This window comes from Pigmentiphaga sp. CHJ604 (assembly GCF_036972535.1).
Classification (GTDB): Bacteria; Pseudomonadota; Gammaproteobacteria; order Burkholderiales; family Burkholderiaceae_B; genus Pigmentiphaga; species Pigmentiphaga daeguensis.
Genome location: NZ_CP136998.1, coordinates 2,320,254 through 2,335,626, shown reverse-complemented (window position 1 = coordinate 2,335,626; position 15,373 = coordinate 2,320,254). Strand labels below are relative to the sequence as shown.

Genomic DNA, 15,373 nt, shown 5'->3' with positions numbered 1-15,373 from the left:
TTGAAGCGAAGAATCTCTATCCGGCCTGTCGGCGCTTGGCGGCCAGGCCGATCTGCATGGCCGCGCCGGAGGTCAGCAAGGCGTGGATGCCGAAGCGGTCGCGCAGGACATCCCATTGCATGGCGCACAGCGCCTGGCGTTCGTCGTCCGCCAGGAGGAAGGGCCGGCAGAAGGCCGCGGGGTCGTCCAGGAAGCGTTCCGCCGCCTCGGCCCGCGTGCGCAGGGCCAGCACCGCCTCGGCCAGCCTGGCCCGTTCCGGCGGCATGGCCGGATAGCGCAGCGGATCGCGCGCCGGCGCCGGCTCGGTCAGGTCCCAGCCGGCCGAGGCATAGATGTGGTGCCACGACGGCTCCAGCAGCGCCGTGAACGGCGGCCGGTTCTCGCCCAGCGCCCCGGCCAGGATCAGCGGCGCGCGCAGCTCGACGTTGCCGGTGCGGTCCAGCTCCCAGTCGTCGTAGCTGAGCAGGTGCGTCAGATGTCCCGCCTGGATTTCGGCGAAGATGCGCTGGTCCGTCTCCAGGTCGGGATGCGGATAGTGCACCGTGCCCGGATAGTGGGACAGTCCGCCGCTGGCGATCAGCAGCGCCCGCTTGCCCAGGCGCTGCAAGGCGGTCTGCAGGGCGGCGCCGAAGGCGTAGCAGCGGCGCCCGCTGGGCTGGGGCGGCACGTAGGCGTTGACGAACAGGGCCACCAGCGGCACGTCGCGCCCGAAGCCCATGAACTCGTAGGGTATGGTGAAGGCCGTCTGCAGCTTGGCGTTCATGGTGAAGGCCAGGTCGAAGCCGGCCCGCTCCATTTCGGGGACCAGGGCGTAGCCGGTGGCGCCGTCGATGGCCCACATGCCGCGATGCTTGTGCATGCCGTCGGCCTGGTCGGCCACGTGCACGCAGAACGGCGGCACGCCATGGGTGACGAAGTGGTCGCCATGGTCGTTGGACACCATGACGATGCAATCGGGCGCGAGCGCCCGCAGCCGCTCGCCTATGGTTTCCAGCGAGCGGCGCACGCGGGCGACCTGTTCAAGGTCCTCGGTCTCGGGCAGGGACAGGAATTGCGGCGCGTGCGGCACGATGGCCGCGCCGACGATGCCGTAGGGATTGAAGGATTTCACGCTTGCACCTCGGTGATGGGTCGTTCTTCGTTGGCGACTTCGACGACGGCCGCGACGATGCCGTGGTAGCCCGTGCAGCGGCAGATGTTGCCGGACAGGCACTGGCGGATCGCCGGTTCGTCGCGCAACTGGCCACGGCGCACGATGTCGTATCCGCTCACGACCATGCCCGGCGTGCAGAAGCCGCATTGCAGGGCGTGGTGTTCGCCGAAGGCCCGGCGCAGCCGGTCGGCCGTGGCATCGCACAGGCCTTCCAGCGTGGTCACCGAGCAGCCGTCCACCGAACCCGCCAGCGTCAGGCAGGCACGCACCACCTGGCCATCGACGATGACGTTGCAGGCGCCGCACACGCCATGCTCGCAGCCCAGGTGCACGGAGGTCTGCCGGCACTGCTCGCGCAGCACGTCGGCCAGTATCGCGGAGGGTTCGACGTCGAGTCCGGTTTCGCGGCCGTTCACGGTCAATGTGATCTTCATGCGGCGACTCCTTGCCATGCCTGTTCGACCGCCCGGGCCATCGCCTGCGCGTGACGGGATGCCGCCAGCGGATCGATGTGCGGCCGGGCGGCCAGGATTTCGTCCAGGGCCGAGGCCGCGACGTCGCGCCTGGCGGGTGTCGGGCCTCCGGCTGCCGCCAGGCGCGCCGCCGTGGCCGGCAGGGCCAGCGGACCAGGATCGATCGCGCCCAGCCAGCATGCCCACTGGCCATCGGCGCCTTGCAGGGCCAGTGCGCTGGCCGAGGCGAATTCGCCCGCCCGGTGCATGAGCTTGCACCGGCCCCATCGGACCAGGCCCGATGCCCGCTCGGGCAGCGTGGCCGCCAGCGCGATCTCGTCCACCTGCACGTCGCTGTCCATGGCGCCGCGGATGAAATCGCGCAGGGCGACGACACGCCGCCCCCGCAGGCTGGCCAGTTCCACCGAGGCATCGAGCGCGGTCAGCAGCAGCGGCCAGTCCCCCGCCGGATCGGCGTGGACCAGGCTGCCGACCACGGTGCCCCGGCCACGCACCGGCAGGAAGGCGATCTCGGCGGCATGCGCGCGCAGCAGGTCGAACAGCGCCCCGGCCTGCGTACACCGTTCGACGTCGGCATGGGTGACGGCCGCGCCCATGCGCACGGCCGGCGCGGTGTCCAGGTTCGCCAGCGACGCCACCCGGGTGATGTCGATCAGCGCGTAGGGGCGCAGCATGCGGTAGCGCATCATGGGCAGCAGGCTCTGCCCGCCGGCCAGGACCTTGGCATCGCTGCCCAGGGCGGCGCGCAGCGCCAGCGCTTCGTCCAGCGTGCGCGGCACATGCAGCGCGAAAGGCGGCAGCTTCATCGCGTGCCTCCCCGCCCGGCTTCGTGCAGTTGGCGCAGCAGGTAGTCGGGCGTGATGGGCGTGCGGCACACGTCCACGCCCAGGTCCGCCAGCGCGTCGCGCACGGCATTGGCGATGGCCGCCGGCGGCGCCACGGCCCCCCCTTCTCCCATGCCCTTCATGCCGAACTCGGAATGGGGCGACGGCGTGCTGAAGTGCAGGATGGAGATGGGCGGGACCTCGACCGCGCTGGGCACGGCGTAGTCGCCGAAGGTCACGGTCTGCGGCTGGCCGTTGCTGTCATAGATCATTTCTTCATACAGGGCCTGGCCGATGCCTTGCGCGACGCCGCCGCGTATCTGGCCGTCCAGGATCAGGGGATTGACGACCGTGCCGCAGTCTTCCACCACCAGGTAGTCCAGGATCCTGACGAAACCGGTGTCCGGGTCGACGCTGACGCGCGCGGCGTGCAGCGTGTAGGAAAACGTTCCGGTCTCAACGCTGGGCCGATAATCGGCCTGGAACGAGAAGCCGGGGGAAATGGAGCGCGGCAGCTTGCTCACGCCCACGTAGGCGACGCGCGCCAGATCTCCGAAGGACGTCGTGCCTTGCGGCGAAACGCAGGCGCCGTCGCGCACCTCGATCTGCGCGTCGTCCGTCTCGTGCAGCACGGCGTGGATGGCGCGCGCCTTGCCGACGATGTCGCGGCAGGCCATGGCCACCGCCCCGCCCGCCATCACGATGGACCGCGAGGCGACCGAGCCCAGACCGTAGGGCGCCGCCGACGTATCGCCCTGGCGTATGCGTATCGCCGAGACCGGCAGCGTGGTGATCTCGGCCGCGATCTGCGCCAGGCTGGTGAAATGCCCCTGCCCGTGCGACAGCGTGCCGACCTCGATGACCAGCGTGCCGTCCATGTTCAGCGTGGCCCGCGCCGACTCGTGGCCGTAGATCAGCGGCGAGCCCCGGCGGCGCCATTCCTCGGCGCCGTGCGCGGCCTGCTCGACCAGCATCGCATAGCCCACGCCCACCCGGCCGCCGTCATCGGCCTGCCGTGCGGCGGACCAGTTCTCGGCCACGAAGCGCCCGGCGGCATCGACGACCTCTCGGTAGTTGCCCGAGTCGTAGGCCAGCCCGGTGGCCGACACGTAGGGCATCTGCGCCGGCGAGATCAGGTTGGCCCGGCGCACGTCCAGCGGGTCGGCGCCCAGTTCGCGGGCAACCTCCTCGATGATGCGCTCCATCGCGAAGCAGCCGCCCGGCCGGCCCACGCCGCGATAAGGCCCCAGGGGGCTCTTGTTGGTATGGATGCTGACGGCCTCGAAACGATAGTTGCGGATGTCGTAGGGCCCGAGCATGACGTTGGTGGCCATGTTGGCCTCGATGGCGCCGGTGGAGGTCTTGGCCGAATAGGCGCCGGCATCCACCACCACCAGCGCGTCCAGCGCGTGGATCCTGCCCGTGTCGTCGAAATAGGCGGTGATGCGCTGCTCGTGCTGGCGGCTGTGGTTGCTGGCGACGAAATGCTCGTAGCGGTCCTCGATCCAGCGCACCGGCCGCCGCAGCTTCCAGGCCAGCGCCGTCACCAGGACTTCCTCGGGATACAGATTGCTCTTGGAGCCGAAGCCGCCGCCCACGTCCGGCACGACCACGCGGATGTCGGCTTCGGTCAGGCCCGGAATCTGTTCGGCCAGGAAGGTGCGGATCAAGTGCGGGCGTTGGCTGGACACGTGCACGACCACGCCGCCGGCCGGATCCGGATAGGCCAGGCAGCCCCGGCATTCCAGCGGGCTGGCCAGCACCCGCCCCATGGACAGGCGGCGCGTGACCTGGCGCAGGCCTCGCGCGGCGGGGTCGTCGATGATGGCCTGCGCATCGCCCAGCGCGCGGCCGATGCGCATGACCAGGTTGGAGTCCAGGTGGTCGTGCAGCGGCACGCCCGGATGTTCGACCTCGTCCCAGGCATCGACCACCGCGGCCAGCGGCTCGATGTCCAGTTGCACCTGCTCGGCGCGTTCCTCGGCCTCGGCCCGGGTCGCGCCCAGCGCCAGGACCACGGGCTCGCCGGCGAAACGCACCTTGCCGTCGGCCAGCAGCGGATACGGCGCGCCGTTGAACTCCGGGCGCAGCAACGCGCAGTAGATGGGCAAGGCCAGGCCGGCGATGTCGGCCGCGGTCCAGAACGTGCCGGCCGGCAGTTCCGGCGGCAGTGTCACGCCCTTCAGGCGGCCATGGGCCACCAGGCTGCGGCAGAACGCCACTTCCAGGCATCCCGGCGCCTGGATGTCCGCCACGAAGGCGCCGCCGCCGGCTAGGTGGCGGGCGTCCTCCACCCGGACCAGCGGCCGCCCGATATGGGCGTAGCCACCGTCGACCTTGCTTTCCCCCATGCTCACTCCAGCGTCACCTTGGCATCCTTGATGATGCCGCCCCACATGTTGAAGTCATTGCGCATGCGCTTCTTCAGATCGTCCACCGAGGTGTCCATGGGCGCAAGCCCCAGGTCGATCAGCGAACTGCGCACGTCCGGCTTCTTCAGGATCTTGTTCACTTCGCTGTTGATGGACGCCACCACGGCGGGCGGGGTCTGCGCCGGGGCCATCAGGATGAACCAGCTCGACAGTTCCTCGTCGGGCAGTCCCGATTCCTTCAGGGTCGGCAGCGCCGGCGTGCTCGGGAAGCGGTTGCGCGCGCCCACCATCAACAGTCGCACCTTGCCCGCATCCACCATGGGACGCAGCGGCGGGATGTTGTCGAAGCTGAAGTCGATGTCGCCCTGGGCCAGCGCCACCGATGCCGGGCCGCTGCCCTTGTAGGGCGAATGCACGGCCTTGATGCCGAGCTGCTTGACCAGCCATTCGGAAGCCAGGTGCAGCGTGCTGCCGGGGCCGGCCGAGCCGAAGGTCACGCCTTTCTCGGTGGCGGCCTTGGCCTTGATCTCGGCGATGAAGTCCTTGACGTTGGTCGCCTTGATGCCGGGCCCCACGGCCAGGAACGGCGGCACGTCGACGATGCCCACCACCGGCACCAGCTCTTTCATGGCGTCGTAGTCGAGCTTGGGATACAGGTGCGTGTTGTTGACGACCGAGGTGGTCGCCAGCAGCAGCGTGTAGCCGTCGGGCGCCGACCGGATCACGTTGCGGGTCGCGATCTGGGTGCTGGCGCCCGGCTGGTTCTCGACGACGACGGCCTGGCCATAGGCCTCCTGCAGCTTCCTGCCGATCAGCCGCGCAGTCACGTCGCTGCCGCCGCCGGCGGCGAAAGGCACGATGATCTTGATGGGACGGCTGGGATAGGTGTCGGCCGCCGTGGCAGTGGCGGCACAGACCGCGGCGGCGCAGGCAAGCACGGCACCGGTGGCGCGCCGCGCGAAAAGCGACGAACTCAACGACATCTTCATGTTCGATACCTTGAGCGAAAAAGGGAAAGAAGCATCGGCGGCGCGCGGGAGCCGTGCGCCGCCAGCCGGCCTAGCGGGTCGCCACGACCTCGATCTCCAGCATCATCCCGGCGATCGCCAGGGGTGCCTCGATGGTGGTGCGGGCGGGAAACTTGCCTTCCTGGAAATAGCCGCGATAAATCTCGTTCATCTCGTTGAAGCGGCTGATGTCGGTCAGGATCACGTTGGCCTTGACCACCTTGTCGAGCGAGCTGTCGCATTCGCCCAGGATCTGCCTGAGGTTCTTCATCACCTGGTGCATCTGCTCGGAGAAGGTCGGCGCCAGCTCGCGATTGGCGTCGAAGGGCGTGGTGCCCGAGACGAAGACGAAGTCTCCGGCGACGACCGCGTGCGAGAGCGGCGCCTTGGGTTTGGCGACGGCGTCGGACATGAAAATCTTGCTTGTGGACATGAGGGGCCTCGATAATGACTGGCGGGAAACGGACGAACCGCCCGGCTGCTGCGCCACGTTGGCGCCGGTCTTGCCGGGCGGCTCGGCGGCAAAAAAATTATCGGGAGATCCCTTCCCCCCAACAAGACAAGGGACACGCACACCATGTTCTCGATACGAGAACACCCGCACGAGACCAGGGCATGCGACGCTACATCCTTGGACACCGGTCGCACGAGGCCGGTGCACGGCACCGACATGGGGAACCTGCATGAATCCGGCTGACCTGGCCAGCTTCTATGAAGTCGCGGTATGCAAGGGCATACGGCGAGCGTCGGAGCGGCTCGACATCGCGCCATCGGCCCTGAGCAAGCACATCAAGCGCCTGGAAGGCGAACTGGGCATCAAGCTGCTGGACCGGTCCAGCCGCGGCGTCGTGCTGACGCCCGCGGGCGAGGTCTGCCTGCACTATGCCGAGGAAGTGCTGCACGGCCAGCGGCGCATGCTGGCCGAGCTCGAGGCGCTGAAGGGATTGCGCAACGGCCACGTGAAGCTGTATTCCACCGAAGGCCAGATCGAGTTCGTGACCCAGACCGTGGCCGGGTTCCAGCAGCGCTATCCCGGCGTGACCTTCGAGATCGTCGTGGCCGGCACCGAGACCACGCTGGCCGCGGTCACCAGCGGCGACGCCGACCTTGGCCTGGCGTTCACCCCCACGCCGCACGACGCCATCGAATGCGCGCTGCGCATTTCGGCGCCGCTGGAGGCGGTGATGGCGCCCACGCACGAACTGGCGCGCCGCAAGGCGATCTCGCTGCGCGAGATGATGAACCACCGCACGGCGCTGCCTGCCTCGGACTTCGGCATACGCCGGCTGATCGACTCCATCTGCGCGGGCGAACGCCTGCGGGTGGCACCCGCCATGGTGACCAACTCCATCGCCGCCATGAAGAATTACGCGCGCAACCAGGGCGGCATCACCATCCTGTCGCACATGTCCATCCATCATGAACTGGATGCGGGCGACCTGGTCAGCATCCCGCTGTCGCATCCCATCCTGGGCAAGACCTGCGTGGACGTCTGCGTGCTGGGCCGCCGGCGCCTGCCGCAGGCGGTCAGCGCCTATCTCCAGCACATGCGCAAGCACGTGCGCATGCTGTACGGCCAGGACGCCGGCAGGCGCTGAGGGCCGGTTTCAGGCGCGCGCGGTTCCGGCCGCCCGCAGCACCCGGTCCAGCGGCTCGATGCCGCGCGCCAGGGCCACCACCGCGTCGGCATCGACCCTGGGCAGATGCGGGATTTCGGCCAACACGCGCACCTTGCCGAACTGCTCGATGCCGAGCCGGTTGCCGGCCGAGGGCTCTCCGCTCATCACCACGCCCGCCACCGGGATACCGCGCGCGCGCAGCGCCTCCAGCGACAGCAGCGTGTGATTGAGCGTGCCCAGCGTGCTGCGCGCCACGAGCACCACCGGCAGCCCCAGGCGGACGATCAGGTCGATCATGGTGGCGCGGTCGTCGATGGGAACCAGCAGCCCGCCGGCGCCCTCCACGACCAGCGGCGCGCGCGTGTCGGGCAGCTCGATGCCGGCCATGTCCAGGGTCACGCCTTCCTCGCGCGCGGCCGCCCAGGGCGACAGCGGCGCCTGCAGCACCGCGTGGGGCGCGTGGATGCGCTCGGGCGGAAGATCGGCCAGCCGTGCCACCGTGCCGGTGTCGTCGGGCTCCGTCGCCACGCCGGTTTGCAGAGGCTTCCAGTAGTCGGCCTGCCAGGCGTGCGCCAGCACCGCCGACACCAGCGTCTTGCCGATGCCGGTGTCGGTGCCGGTCACGAATACGCCGCGCGGCGCGTCGCTCTTGTTCCAGGTGCCGTAGGCCAGATGGTAGGTCACGCTTGCCCCCCGTGTGTCGAAACTGCGCAGTATCTGCTTGAACATCGCGGGCGGCAGCGGACGGCGGCCCGGCGCGGGCGCATCCGCGCCTATCGCCTTGAGCCCGCGCAGGAACGCCATGCCGTCGCGATGCGGCTGCACCCGTCTTTCGGCCTGCATGAAACGGCGCAGGCCGGGCAGCGCGGCGCCGATGTCCGCCGGACGGGGATAGTCGCGGACCGCGGCATCCATCCCATGGTCCGCATGCGCCGCGCGCCACTCGGCGAAGGTACCGTCGGCCAGCGTGGCCACCGCCATCCAGCCGCCCTGGGCCAGCAGGCCGCCCAGCCGCGCCAGCCCCGCGTCCAGGTCGCCGAACCATTGCACCGCCATGCTGGAGCAGATCAGGTCGAATTCGCCCAGTCCCGTATCGGGATGCTCGCCGTCCATGACCGCGAAACGGCATGTGCCGGGCAGTGCCAGGCGCCGCCGTGCGGTCTCCAGCATGGCGGGCGAGACGTCCGTCAGCGTCCAGCATGCCGGCCCCAGCCGGCGCGCCAGGGCCTGGGCCAGGAATCCCGTGCCGCAACCTATCTCCAGGATGCGCGGGCGCTCCGGCAGCGGCAGGCGGGCGATGCGCGCGGCCAGTTCTTCGGCCACGTCGCGCTGCAAGCCCGCGTGCCGTTCGTAGCGTCCCGCCGCATCGCCGAAGCGGCGCGCCACCGCTCGCCCATGGACCGGCCCCGTCATGCGTGGTCCACGGCGCTTGCCAGTTCACTCGCGAACGCGCGGACCTGGCCGGCACACCACTCGGGATGCGTCAGGGGCAGCAAATGCCCGCCGCCGGCGCACCACGAGACCCGGTCCCCGAACGAGGCGGCCGTGAGCGCCGGCGTGACGACCGCATCGGCGTCGCCCGCCAGGACGCAGGCCGGGACGCGCCGGCCGGCCCAGGCCGCGCGCGCATCGCCTTCACGCAGGTAGCGCAGGCCGGCGGCCAGGGCGGCCTCGTCCAGCTTAGCCGCATCGACGGCGCCATCGGCACCGCAGCGCCGGCGGAACTCGCCCACCACGGCGACGGGATCGGCCGCCAGACGGGCCAGCATGCGGTCCAGCACCCTGGGGGCGACTCCCGCGGGAAAATCGTCGGAGGCCGCGAAACGCGCAAAGCCGTTGATCAGGACGAAGCCGCGGCAACCACCGCCCTCGTCTTCCAGGCCGCGCATGGCGCCCAGCGAATGCCCCACGGCCACGTAGGCGGCCGGGCGTTCGGCGGCCACGGCTGGCCCGAAATAGCCTGCGTCGTCGGCATGGACCTCCCAGCCGTCCAGGTGGGCGCGCATGGGCGCCCAGGTCGAGGCATCGAATCCCCAGCCATGCAGGAACACCAGCGGCAGGCGCGCGCCGCCGGTCATGACCGGCCTCCGCTCGCGCTCGCGGCTTGCGTGCGCAGGTCGGCGATGGCGCGGACCAGCCGCCCCACGTCCTCTTCATCATGCGCGGCGCTGAGCGCGATCCGCAGCCGGCTCGTGCCCGCCGGCACCGTGGGCGGACGGATCGCCACCGCCAGCAGGCCGCGCTCGCGCAGGCCGTCGCTCAGGGCCAGCGCCGCGCCCGCTTCACCCACGACGGCGGGCACGATCTGCGTCGACGAAGCGCCCGTCTCCAGGCCCTGGTCCGCCAGCGCCCGCCGCAGTCCGTCGCCCAGCCCCGCCAACCGCTGCCTTTCCCTTTCCATGCCGGGCACCAGATCGAGCGCGGCATCGATGGCGGCCAGCACGGGCGGCGGCAAGGCGGTGGTGTAGATGAACCCCGAGCAGGTGTTCACGAGGTAGTCGCACAATTGCCGCGATCCCGCCACGTAGGCCCCGAAACCGCCCATGGCCTTGCTGAAGGTGCCCATGGCCAGATCGACCCTGCCGTCGCCCAGGCTTGCCAGCCCGGCCCCCCGCGGCCCCAGCACGCCGGTCGCGTGGGCCTCGTCCAGGTAGACGAAGGCGCCGTGGCGTTCGGCCACCCGACACAGCGCCGCCACGTCGGTACGGTCGCCATCCATGCTGAACACGCTTTCCGTCACGATCAGGCGCGGGCCGGGCTGGCCGGCCCGCTCGGCCAGCAGTGCATCGAGGTGATCGAGATCGTTGTGCCGGAAACGTATCTGCCGCACGCCGGCGGCCTGGCAGCCGTGGTGCAGGCTGGCATGGTTCAGCCGGTCGCAGAACACCAGCGGGTCGCCCTGGCCCGGCAGGCGCAGCAAGGCCGGCAGCACGGCGGCGTTGGCCTGCCAGCCCGAGGCGAACAGCAGCGCCGCCTCGGTGCCCTTGAAACGGGCCAGCTTGGCCTCGACGGCCAGGTGCAGGTCGAGGTTGCCCGACACCAGGCGCGAGGCGCGCGCGCCTGCGCCATGGCGCGCGGTCCATTCGGCCACGCGTTCGGCCAGCAAGGGGTGGCCGGCCAGGCCCAGATAATCGTTGCTGGAGAAATCGACGACGTCGCGGCCTTCGAACGTCACGCGCCCGCCGCGCGGCGCGGCGGTGGTGCGCAAACGGCGCCGCGTCTGGCGCTGGACCGCGCGGTCGAGCTCTTGGGCGAACAGGGAATCGAATATAGACATGGTCCGGCGATGCGCCTGGGGACGCCCGCACCGTAGAATGCATGTCATTGTAGAGGAACGACCGGCCCGGCCTGGCGCCGCGGCCGGCGCAGGACGAACATGCGCACACCCCCATCCGCCTGGGTCGCCGACGGCGCCCGCCACGTCTGGCTGCCCTATGCCCAGATGAAGACCGCCGCGCCGCCGCTGCCCGTGGTCCGTACCCACGGCAGCCGCATCGAACTGGCCGACGGCCGCAGCCTGGTGGATGGCGTGGCCTCGTGGTGGACCGCCTGCCATGGCTACAACCATCCCGCCATCGCCCGGGCCGTGCGCGGCCAGCTCGATGCGATGCCCCACGTGATGTTCGGCGGGCTGACGCACGAGCCCGCCGCGCGGCTGGCGCAGCGCCTGTGCGCGCTGCTGGGCCCGGGTTTCGACCGCGTGTTCTACACCGACTCGGGCTCCGTGGCGGTCGAGGTGGCGATGAAGATGGCCGTGCAGTTCTGGCTCAACCAGGGTGAGCGCCAGCGCTCGCGCTTCCTGGCCTTCCGCGGCGGCTACCACGGCGACACCTTCGGCACGATGGCGGTCTGCGATCCGGAAGACGGCATGCACAGCCTGTTCCACGGCCTCCTGACCCAACACGTGATCGCCCCGCTGCCGCGCGACGACGCCTCGGAAGCCGAGCTGGACGCGCTGCTGCGCCGGCACGCCCACGAACTGGCCGGCATCCTGGTCGAACCGCTGGTCCAGGGCGCAGGCGGCATGCTGATGCACCCGCCGCAAGTGCTGGCCCGCCTGCGCGCGCTGGCGGACCGCCACGGCCTGCTGCTGATCTACGACGAGATCTTCACCGGCTTCGGCCGCACCGGCACGATGTTCGCGTTCGAGCAGGCCGATGCGCGGCCCGACATCATCACGCTGTCCAAGGCCCTGACCGGCGGCACCCTGCCGCTTGCCGCCACCGTGGCCAGCCAACGCGTGTTCGACGGCTTCTGGTCCGACGATCCCGGCCACGCCCTGATGCACGGCCCCACCTTCATGGGCAACGCCCTGGCCTGCGCCGCCGCCAACGCCTCGCTGGACCTGTTCGAACGCGAACCGCGGCTGGAACAGGTGGCGGCCCTGTCCCGCGCGCTGGAAGCCGGCCTCGCTCCCTGCCGCGACCTGCCGTGGGTGCGCGACGTCCGCGTGCTGGGCGCCATCGCCGCGGTCGAGCTGGCCGGACCGTTCGACCGCGACGCCCTGCGTGCCAGGCTGGTCGACGCCGGCGTCTGGGTACGGCCCTTCGGCAACATCGTCTACCTGACGCCGGCCTTCACCATAGGCCGGGACGACCTGGATTTCCTGGTCGCCGCGGTGGTGGGCATCGTGCGGGGCATGCACGCACCCGCATCCTGATCAAGCCACGGAAACCAGCTTGGTCACCAGGCAGGCTTCGAGCCCCTCGATGCCATTCTCAGCACCATGGCCGCTTTCCTTGATTCCCAGAAATGGCGCATCGGGAACCGAGATCATGAAGGAATTGATACCCAGCATGCCGGCCTCGACCTCCTGGGATACCCGCCTCACCACGTCCGTCGAGCGGGTGAAGGCGTATGCTGCCAGGCCGAATGGCAGCCGGTTCGCCCGTGCGATCGCCTCGTCCGTCGACGTGAAGGCGTTCAACAGCGCCAGGGGGCCGAAAGGCTCTTCGTTCATCACCCTGGCGGACTCCGGCACGTCGGCGAGTACCGTCGGCTCGAAGAAATAACCACCCGACTCGATGGCCTTGCCACCGCTGACGAGGCGGCCGCCGCCGCCCAGCGCATTTTCGATCAGGCTTTCCAGGGGAGCCCTGCGCCTATCGTGCGCTAGCGGCCCCATGCGGGTACTTTCGGCCAGCCCGTCGCCTACCGAAATGGTCCGCACCCGCTGCTCGAAACCCTGGACAAAGCGTTCATGGATGCTTTCGTGGATATAAAAACGTGTCGGACTTACACACACCTGGCCGGCATTCCGGTATTTCGAGGCAACGGCCAAATCCAGCGCTTGCTCGACATCGGCATCGCCGAACACAAGCACCGGCGCATGTCCGCCCAGCTCCATGGTGGTCCGCTTGCCGGAGGCCGCGGCGAGTTTCATCAGATGTTGCCCGACGGGAATGGATCCGGTGAAGGACACCTTCCGTATGATCGGCGATGCCAGAAGATGCTCGGAAACCTCCGCTGGCACGCCGAACACGACAGACAGGACTCCGCGCGGCAGGCCGGCCTCCAGCAGTGCCCTGGCCACTTCCAGCGCCGCCGCGGGTGCCTCTTCCGCTGGCTTCAGAATGCAGGGGCACCCAGCCGCCAGCGCCGAACCTATCTTGCGGGCCGCGTTGACCGTTGGAAAATTCCAGGGCGCGAATGCCGCCACGGGCCCCACCGGCTCCTTGACCACCATGAACTGGGTCTTGCCCAGTCCCGATGGCAGTATCCGCCCATACGCGCGGCGCCCCTCTTCCGCGAACCAGTCGAGCGTCTCCGCGGCCAGCGCCGCCTCCTGGCGGGACTCGGCAATGGGTTTGCCGACCTCCAGGGTGATCAGCCGGGCAATCCGCTCGACGCTGCCGCGCATCAGGTCGGCCGCCCGGCGCAGGATCCGCCCCCGATCGACCGGCGCCACCCGCCTCCATTCCGTGAAGCTCCTTTGCGCGGCTTCAAGCGCATCGTCCAGGTCCTGCCGGCTTGCCAGCGGAAGCAGACACAGCGCACCGCCGGTCGCCGGATTCACGACCGGCATGGCATCCCGGCCATCGAGCCCCCGGGGATCGCCCCCGATCAGCAGTTCCGGCTGCCGGTATGTATCGGTATTTCCCAGTTTCAAGATTCCATCCTCAAAGATTTCCCGACGGTCGGTCCGGACACGACCGCGCCTACTGGTCCAGCGTCAGGTTGTTTTCCTTCACGATCTTCGCGTAAGCCTCGGACTCCTTGCGGATCAGCGCCGAGACTTCCTGAGGTTTGATCAGCAGCGGCATGTAGCCGAACTGGATCATCTTCGGCGGAATGTCCGCCTGGCTGTAGAGGGCGGTCACATCCTTGTTGACCTGATCGACCAGCGTCTTGGGCGTACCTGCCGGCGCAAACAGCCCCACCCATCCCGACACCTGGAACCCCGCCGGCCCGCCGCTTTCACCAACCAGCGGCACGTCCGGATAGGTGGCAAGACGCTCCGTGCCGGCCCAGCCGATGAACTTGAGCTTGCCTGCCTGCTGCAAAGGACCGGCACTGCCCGGCGTCCCGAACGCCCAATCGACGTCGCCGTTGGCTACCGAGGCATACAGCTGGCCTACGTCCTTGAACGGAACATGCGTCATATGGGTGCCCGAGGCGGTCTCCAATGCCGCACCCGCCAAATGCGCCACACTCCCGATTTGCCAGGAGCCGTATGTCACCCTGCCGGGGGCTGCCTTCGCCGCTGCCAGCAGATCGCCGGCGCTGTTCCATTTCGACTGCGACGACACGGCGATGAAAAAGTTGCTGTGATGCAAAGGAATCACCGGCACGAAATCCTTCTGGGCGTCGTAGGGTATCTTCTTGTAGAGATGCGGCACCGCGGTGAAGTTGAGGCCATCCGCGTGGAAGAGCGTATAGCCGTCGGCTGGCGAGCGCATGACGTCGGCGGCCGCGATGAAACCCGTGCCCCCTGGCTTGTTCTCGACGACGACGGCCTGGCCCCATGCCTTGGACAGGCGATCGGCCACGATGCGCAACATCGCGTCGGCCCCCGATCCGGTGGAAAACGCCGACACGATGCGGACCGGCTTGGCAGGATATTTCGACGCCTGGCCAAAGGCCGGCGTGTTCGCTAGCATGAATGCCGCGGCAGCGGCCGTGATTGTTTTTTTCATGGTCTCGACTCCAGGTTTCTGATGGTTTTTGTGATCAGACGAAAATGGCTCCACCATCGACGACGAGCGTCTGACCCGTCATGAATGCCGCATCGGGCCCCAGCAGGAACGAAGCCGCGCCGACCAGGTCTTCCGGCATTTGGTCCCGCTTCAACGCCCGCGCGCTCTTGCCCACGTCGCGGAACTGATCGACATGCTCCTTGTTCGTGAGGATGCCGTCCGACAGCGTGAATCCCGGGGCGATCGCATTGACCGTGATGCCCGCTGGGCCCAGTTCCCTGGCCAGGCTTCGCGTAAGCGCGATCACCGCGCCCTTGCTGGCCACGTAGTGAGGCATCCCGGTCACGCCCTTCAAGGGCGAGGTGGACGCGATGTTCACCACACGCCCACCGCCGCCCGCTCGCATGGCTGGCGAACATGCCTTGATGCCCAGGAACGGACCCGCGGTATTGACCGCCATGACCTGCATCCAGTCTTCCTTGGAAATCTGCGTGAACGGCTGCATGGGCAGGCTCGCGAACATCGCCGCGTTGTTGACCAGTCCGTAGAGCGCATTCCCTTTCGCGGACAGGTCTTCGACGATGCGCATCCAATCCGCCTCCTCCGTCACGTCGCCGGAATAGCCGGTAGCGCTCAGTCCCTCGCGCGCCATAGATGCCGCGGCTTGCTCGGCGCCCGTGCTATCGAGAATGGCGACGTCGAACCCGTCGGCCGCGAAACGTCGTGCGAACGCCAGCCCTATGCCTCTGGCGGCTCCTGTAACGATGATGCTCCTCACTGCTTGCGCTC

14 protein-coding genes are annotated in these 15,373 nt (G+C 69.1%); 2 read left to right on the top strand and 12 right to left on the bottom strand.

Features of this window, described 5'->3' with window-relative positions; translation table 11 throughout:
* Positions 1-16 precede the first annotated feature (16 nt).
* The 6 genes from R4823_RS11275 to R4823_RS11250 form a co-directional block, all read right to left on the bottom strand.
* Entirely contained in the window at positions 17-1,111 is a 1,095-nt protein-coding gene (locus R4823_RS11275) for a hypothetical protein (RefSeq protein ID WP_165963212.1), read from the bottom strand.
* Complete coding sequence (locus R4823_RS11270) at positions 1,108-1,587, bottom strand: (2Fe-2S)-binding protein (RefSeq protein ID WP_165963211.1); 480 nt, start codon at positions 1,585-1,587, stop codon at positions 1,108-1,110. Before R4823_RS11270 ends, R4823_RS11275 begins: the two co-directional genes overlap by 4 nt.
* Entirely contained in the window at positions 1,584-2,432 is an 849-nt protein-coding gene (locus R4823_RS11265; protein ID WP_087839482.1) for an FAD binding domain-containing protein, read from the bottom strand. The genes R4823_RS11270 and R4823_RS11265 overlap by 4 nt, the downstream gene beginning before the upstream one ends.
* The gene (locus tag R4823_RS11260; RefSeq protein WP_087839481.1) at positions 2,429-4,801 is read right to left on the bottom strand and encodes a xanthine dehydrogenase family protein molybdopterin-binding subunit; all 2,373 of its coding nucleotides are present in this window, start codon (positions 4,799-4,801) and stop codon (positions 2,429-2,431) included. The genes R4823_RS11265 and R4823_RS11260 overlap by 4 nt, the downstream gene beginning before the upstream one ends.
* A 2-nt stretch (positions 4,802-4,803) precedes the next feature.
* Positions 4,804-5,811, bottom strand: a complete 1,008-nt coding sequence (locus R4823_RS11255) for a tripartite tricarboxylate transporter substrate binding protein (protein WP_087839480.1) — start codon at positions 5,809-5,811, stop codon at positions 4,804-4,806.
* A 70-nt stretch (positions 5,812-5,881) separates the two neighbouring features.
* Positions 5,882-6,262: a RidA family protein gene (locus R4823_RS11250; protein WP_165963210.1), complete on the bottom strand. Its 381-nt coding sequence runs from the start codon at positions 6,260-6,262 to the stop codon at positions 5,882-5,884.
* Positions 6,263-6,512: 250 nt separating this feature from the next.
* On the opposite strand from R4823_RS11250, the gene R4823_RS11245 reads away from it, so the two are divergent.
* A complete protein-coding gene (locus R4823_RS11245) occupies positions 6,513-7,427 on the top strand; it encodes a LysR family transcriptional regulator (protein ID WP_165963209.1) in 915 nt (304 codons plus the stop codon).
* A gap of 9 nt (positions 7,428-7,436) precedes the next feature.
* On the opposite strand, the gene bioD is transcribed toward R4823_RS11245, so the two are convergent.
* The 3 genes from bioD to R4823_RS11230 are packed head-to-tail and all read right to left on the bottom strand — an operon-like array spanning position 7,437 to position 10,725.
* Positions 7,437-8,861 carry a dethiobiotin synthase gene (gene bioD, locus R4823_RS11240; protein WP_087839478.1) on the bottom strand — a complete coding sequence of 475 codons (1,425 nt, stop codon included), beginning with the start codon at positions 8,859-8,861 and terminating at the stop codon, positions 7,437-7,439.
* Positions 8,858-9,526: an alpha/beta hydrolase gene (locus tag R4823_RS11235; RefSeq protein WP_087839477.1), complete on the bottom strand. Its 669-nt coding sequence runs from the start codon at positions 9,524-9,526 to the stop codon at positions 8,858-8,860. The genes bioD and R4823_RS11235 overlap by 4 nt, the downstream gene beginning before the upstream one ends.
* Positions 9,523-10,725, bottom strand: coding sequence for an aminotransferase class I/II-fold pyridoxal phosphate-dependent enzyme (locus R4823_RS11230; RefSeq protein ID WP_087839476.1), 1,203 nt, complete (start codon positions 10,723-10,725; stop codon positions 9,523-9,525). Before R4823_RS11230 ends, R4823_RS11235 begins: the two co-directional genes overlap by 4 nt.
* 99 nt (positions 10,726-10,824) lie before the next feature.
* On the opposite strand from R4823_RS11230, the gene R4823_RS11225 reads away from it, so the two are divergent.
* A complete protein-coding gene (locus R4823_RS11225) occupies positions 10,825-12,108 on the top strand; it encodes an adenosylmethionine--8-amino-7-oxononanoate transaminase (protein WP_087839475.1) in 1,284 nt (427 codons plus the stop codon).
* Here the strand turns inward: R4823_RS11225 and R4823_RS11220 are convergent, their stop codons facing one another.
* From R4823_RS11220 to R4823_RS11210, 3 genes are read right to left on the bottom strand one after another with little or no spacing between them, the layout of a single operon-like run.
* Positions 12,109-13,557 carry an NAD-dependent succinate-semialdehyde dehydrogenase gene (locus R4823_RS11220; protein ID WP_243724565.1) on the bottom strand — a complete coding sequence of 483 codons (1,449 nt, stop codon included), beginning with the start codon at positions 13,555-13,557 and terminating at the stop codon, positions 12,109-12,111. It lies immediately after the preceding gene.
* A 49-nt stretch (positions 13,558-13,606) separates the two neighbouring features.
* Positions 13,607-14,584 (bottom strand): tripartite tricarboxylate transporter substrate binding protein, encoded by a 978-nt coding sequence (locus R4823_RS11215; RefSeq protein WP_165963208.1) that lies wholly within the window; start codon positions 14,582-14,584, stop codon positions 13,607-13,609.
* A gap of 34 nt (positions 14,585-14,618) precedes the next feature.
* Positions 14,619-15,362 (bottom strand): SDR family oxidoreductase, encoded by a 744-nt coding sequence (locus R4823_RS11210; protein ID WP_243724564.1) that lies wholly within the window; start codon positions 15,360-15,362, stop codon positions 14,619-14,621.
* Positions 15,363-15,373 lie beyond the last annotated feature (11 nt).

Coding starts and splice junctions, on each gene's coding strand:
- R4823_RS11215 (WP_165963208.1), bottom strand. CDS start 14,584: ATGAAAAAAACAATCACGGCCGCTGCCGCGGCATTCATGCTAGCGAAC.
- R4823_RS11245 (WP_165963209.1), top strand. CDS start 6,513: ATGAATCCGGCTGACCTGGCCAGCTTCTATGAAGTCGCGGTATGCAAG.
- R4823_RS11235 (WP_087839477.1), bottom strand. CDS start 9,526: ATGACCGGCGGCGCGCGCCTGCCGCTGGTGTTCCTGCATGGCTGGGGA.
- R4823_RS11260 (WP_087839481.1), bottom strand. CDS start 4,801: ATGGGGGAAAGCAAGGTCGACGGTGGCTACGCCCATATCGGGCGGCCG.
- R4823_RS11225 (WP_087839475.1), top strand. CDS start 10,825: ATGCGCACACCCCCATCCGCCTGGGTCGCCGACGGCGCCCGCCACGTC.
- R4823_RS11270 (WP_165963211.1), bottom strand. CDS start 1,587: ATGAAGATCACATTGACCGTGAACGGCCGCGAAACCGGACTCGACGTC.
- bioD (WP_087839478.1), bottom strand. CDS start 8,861: ATGACGGGGCCGGTCCATGGGCGAGCGGTGGCGCGCCGCTTCGGCGAT.
- R4823_RS11265 (WP_087839482.1), bottom strand. CDS start 2,432: ATGAAGCTGCCGCCTTTCGCGCTGCATGTGCCGCGCACGCTGGACGAA.
- R4823_RS11250 (WP_165963210.1), bottom strand. CDS start 6,262: ATGTCCACAAGCAAGATTTTCATGTCCGACGCCGTCGCCAAACCCAAG.
- R4823_RS11255 (WP_087839480.1), bottom strand. CDS start 5,811: ATGAAGATGTCGTTGAGTTCGTCGCTTTTCGCGCGGCGCGCCACCGGT.
- R4823_RS11230 (WP_087839476.1), bottom strand. CDS start 10,725: ATGTCTATATTCGATTCCCTGTTCGCCCAAGAGCTCGACCGCGCGGTC.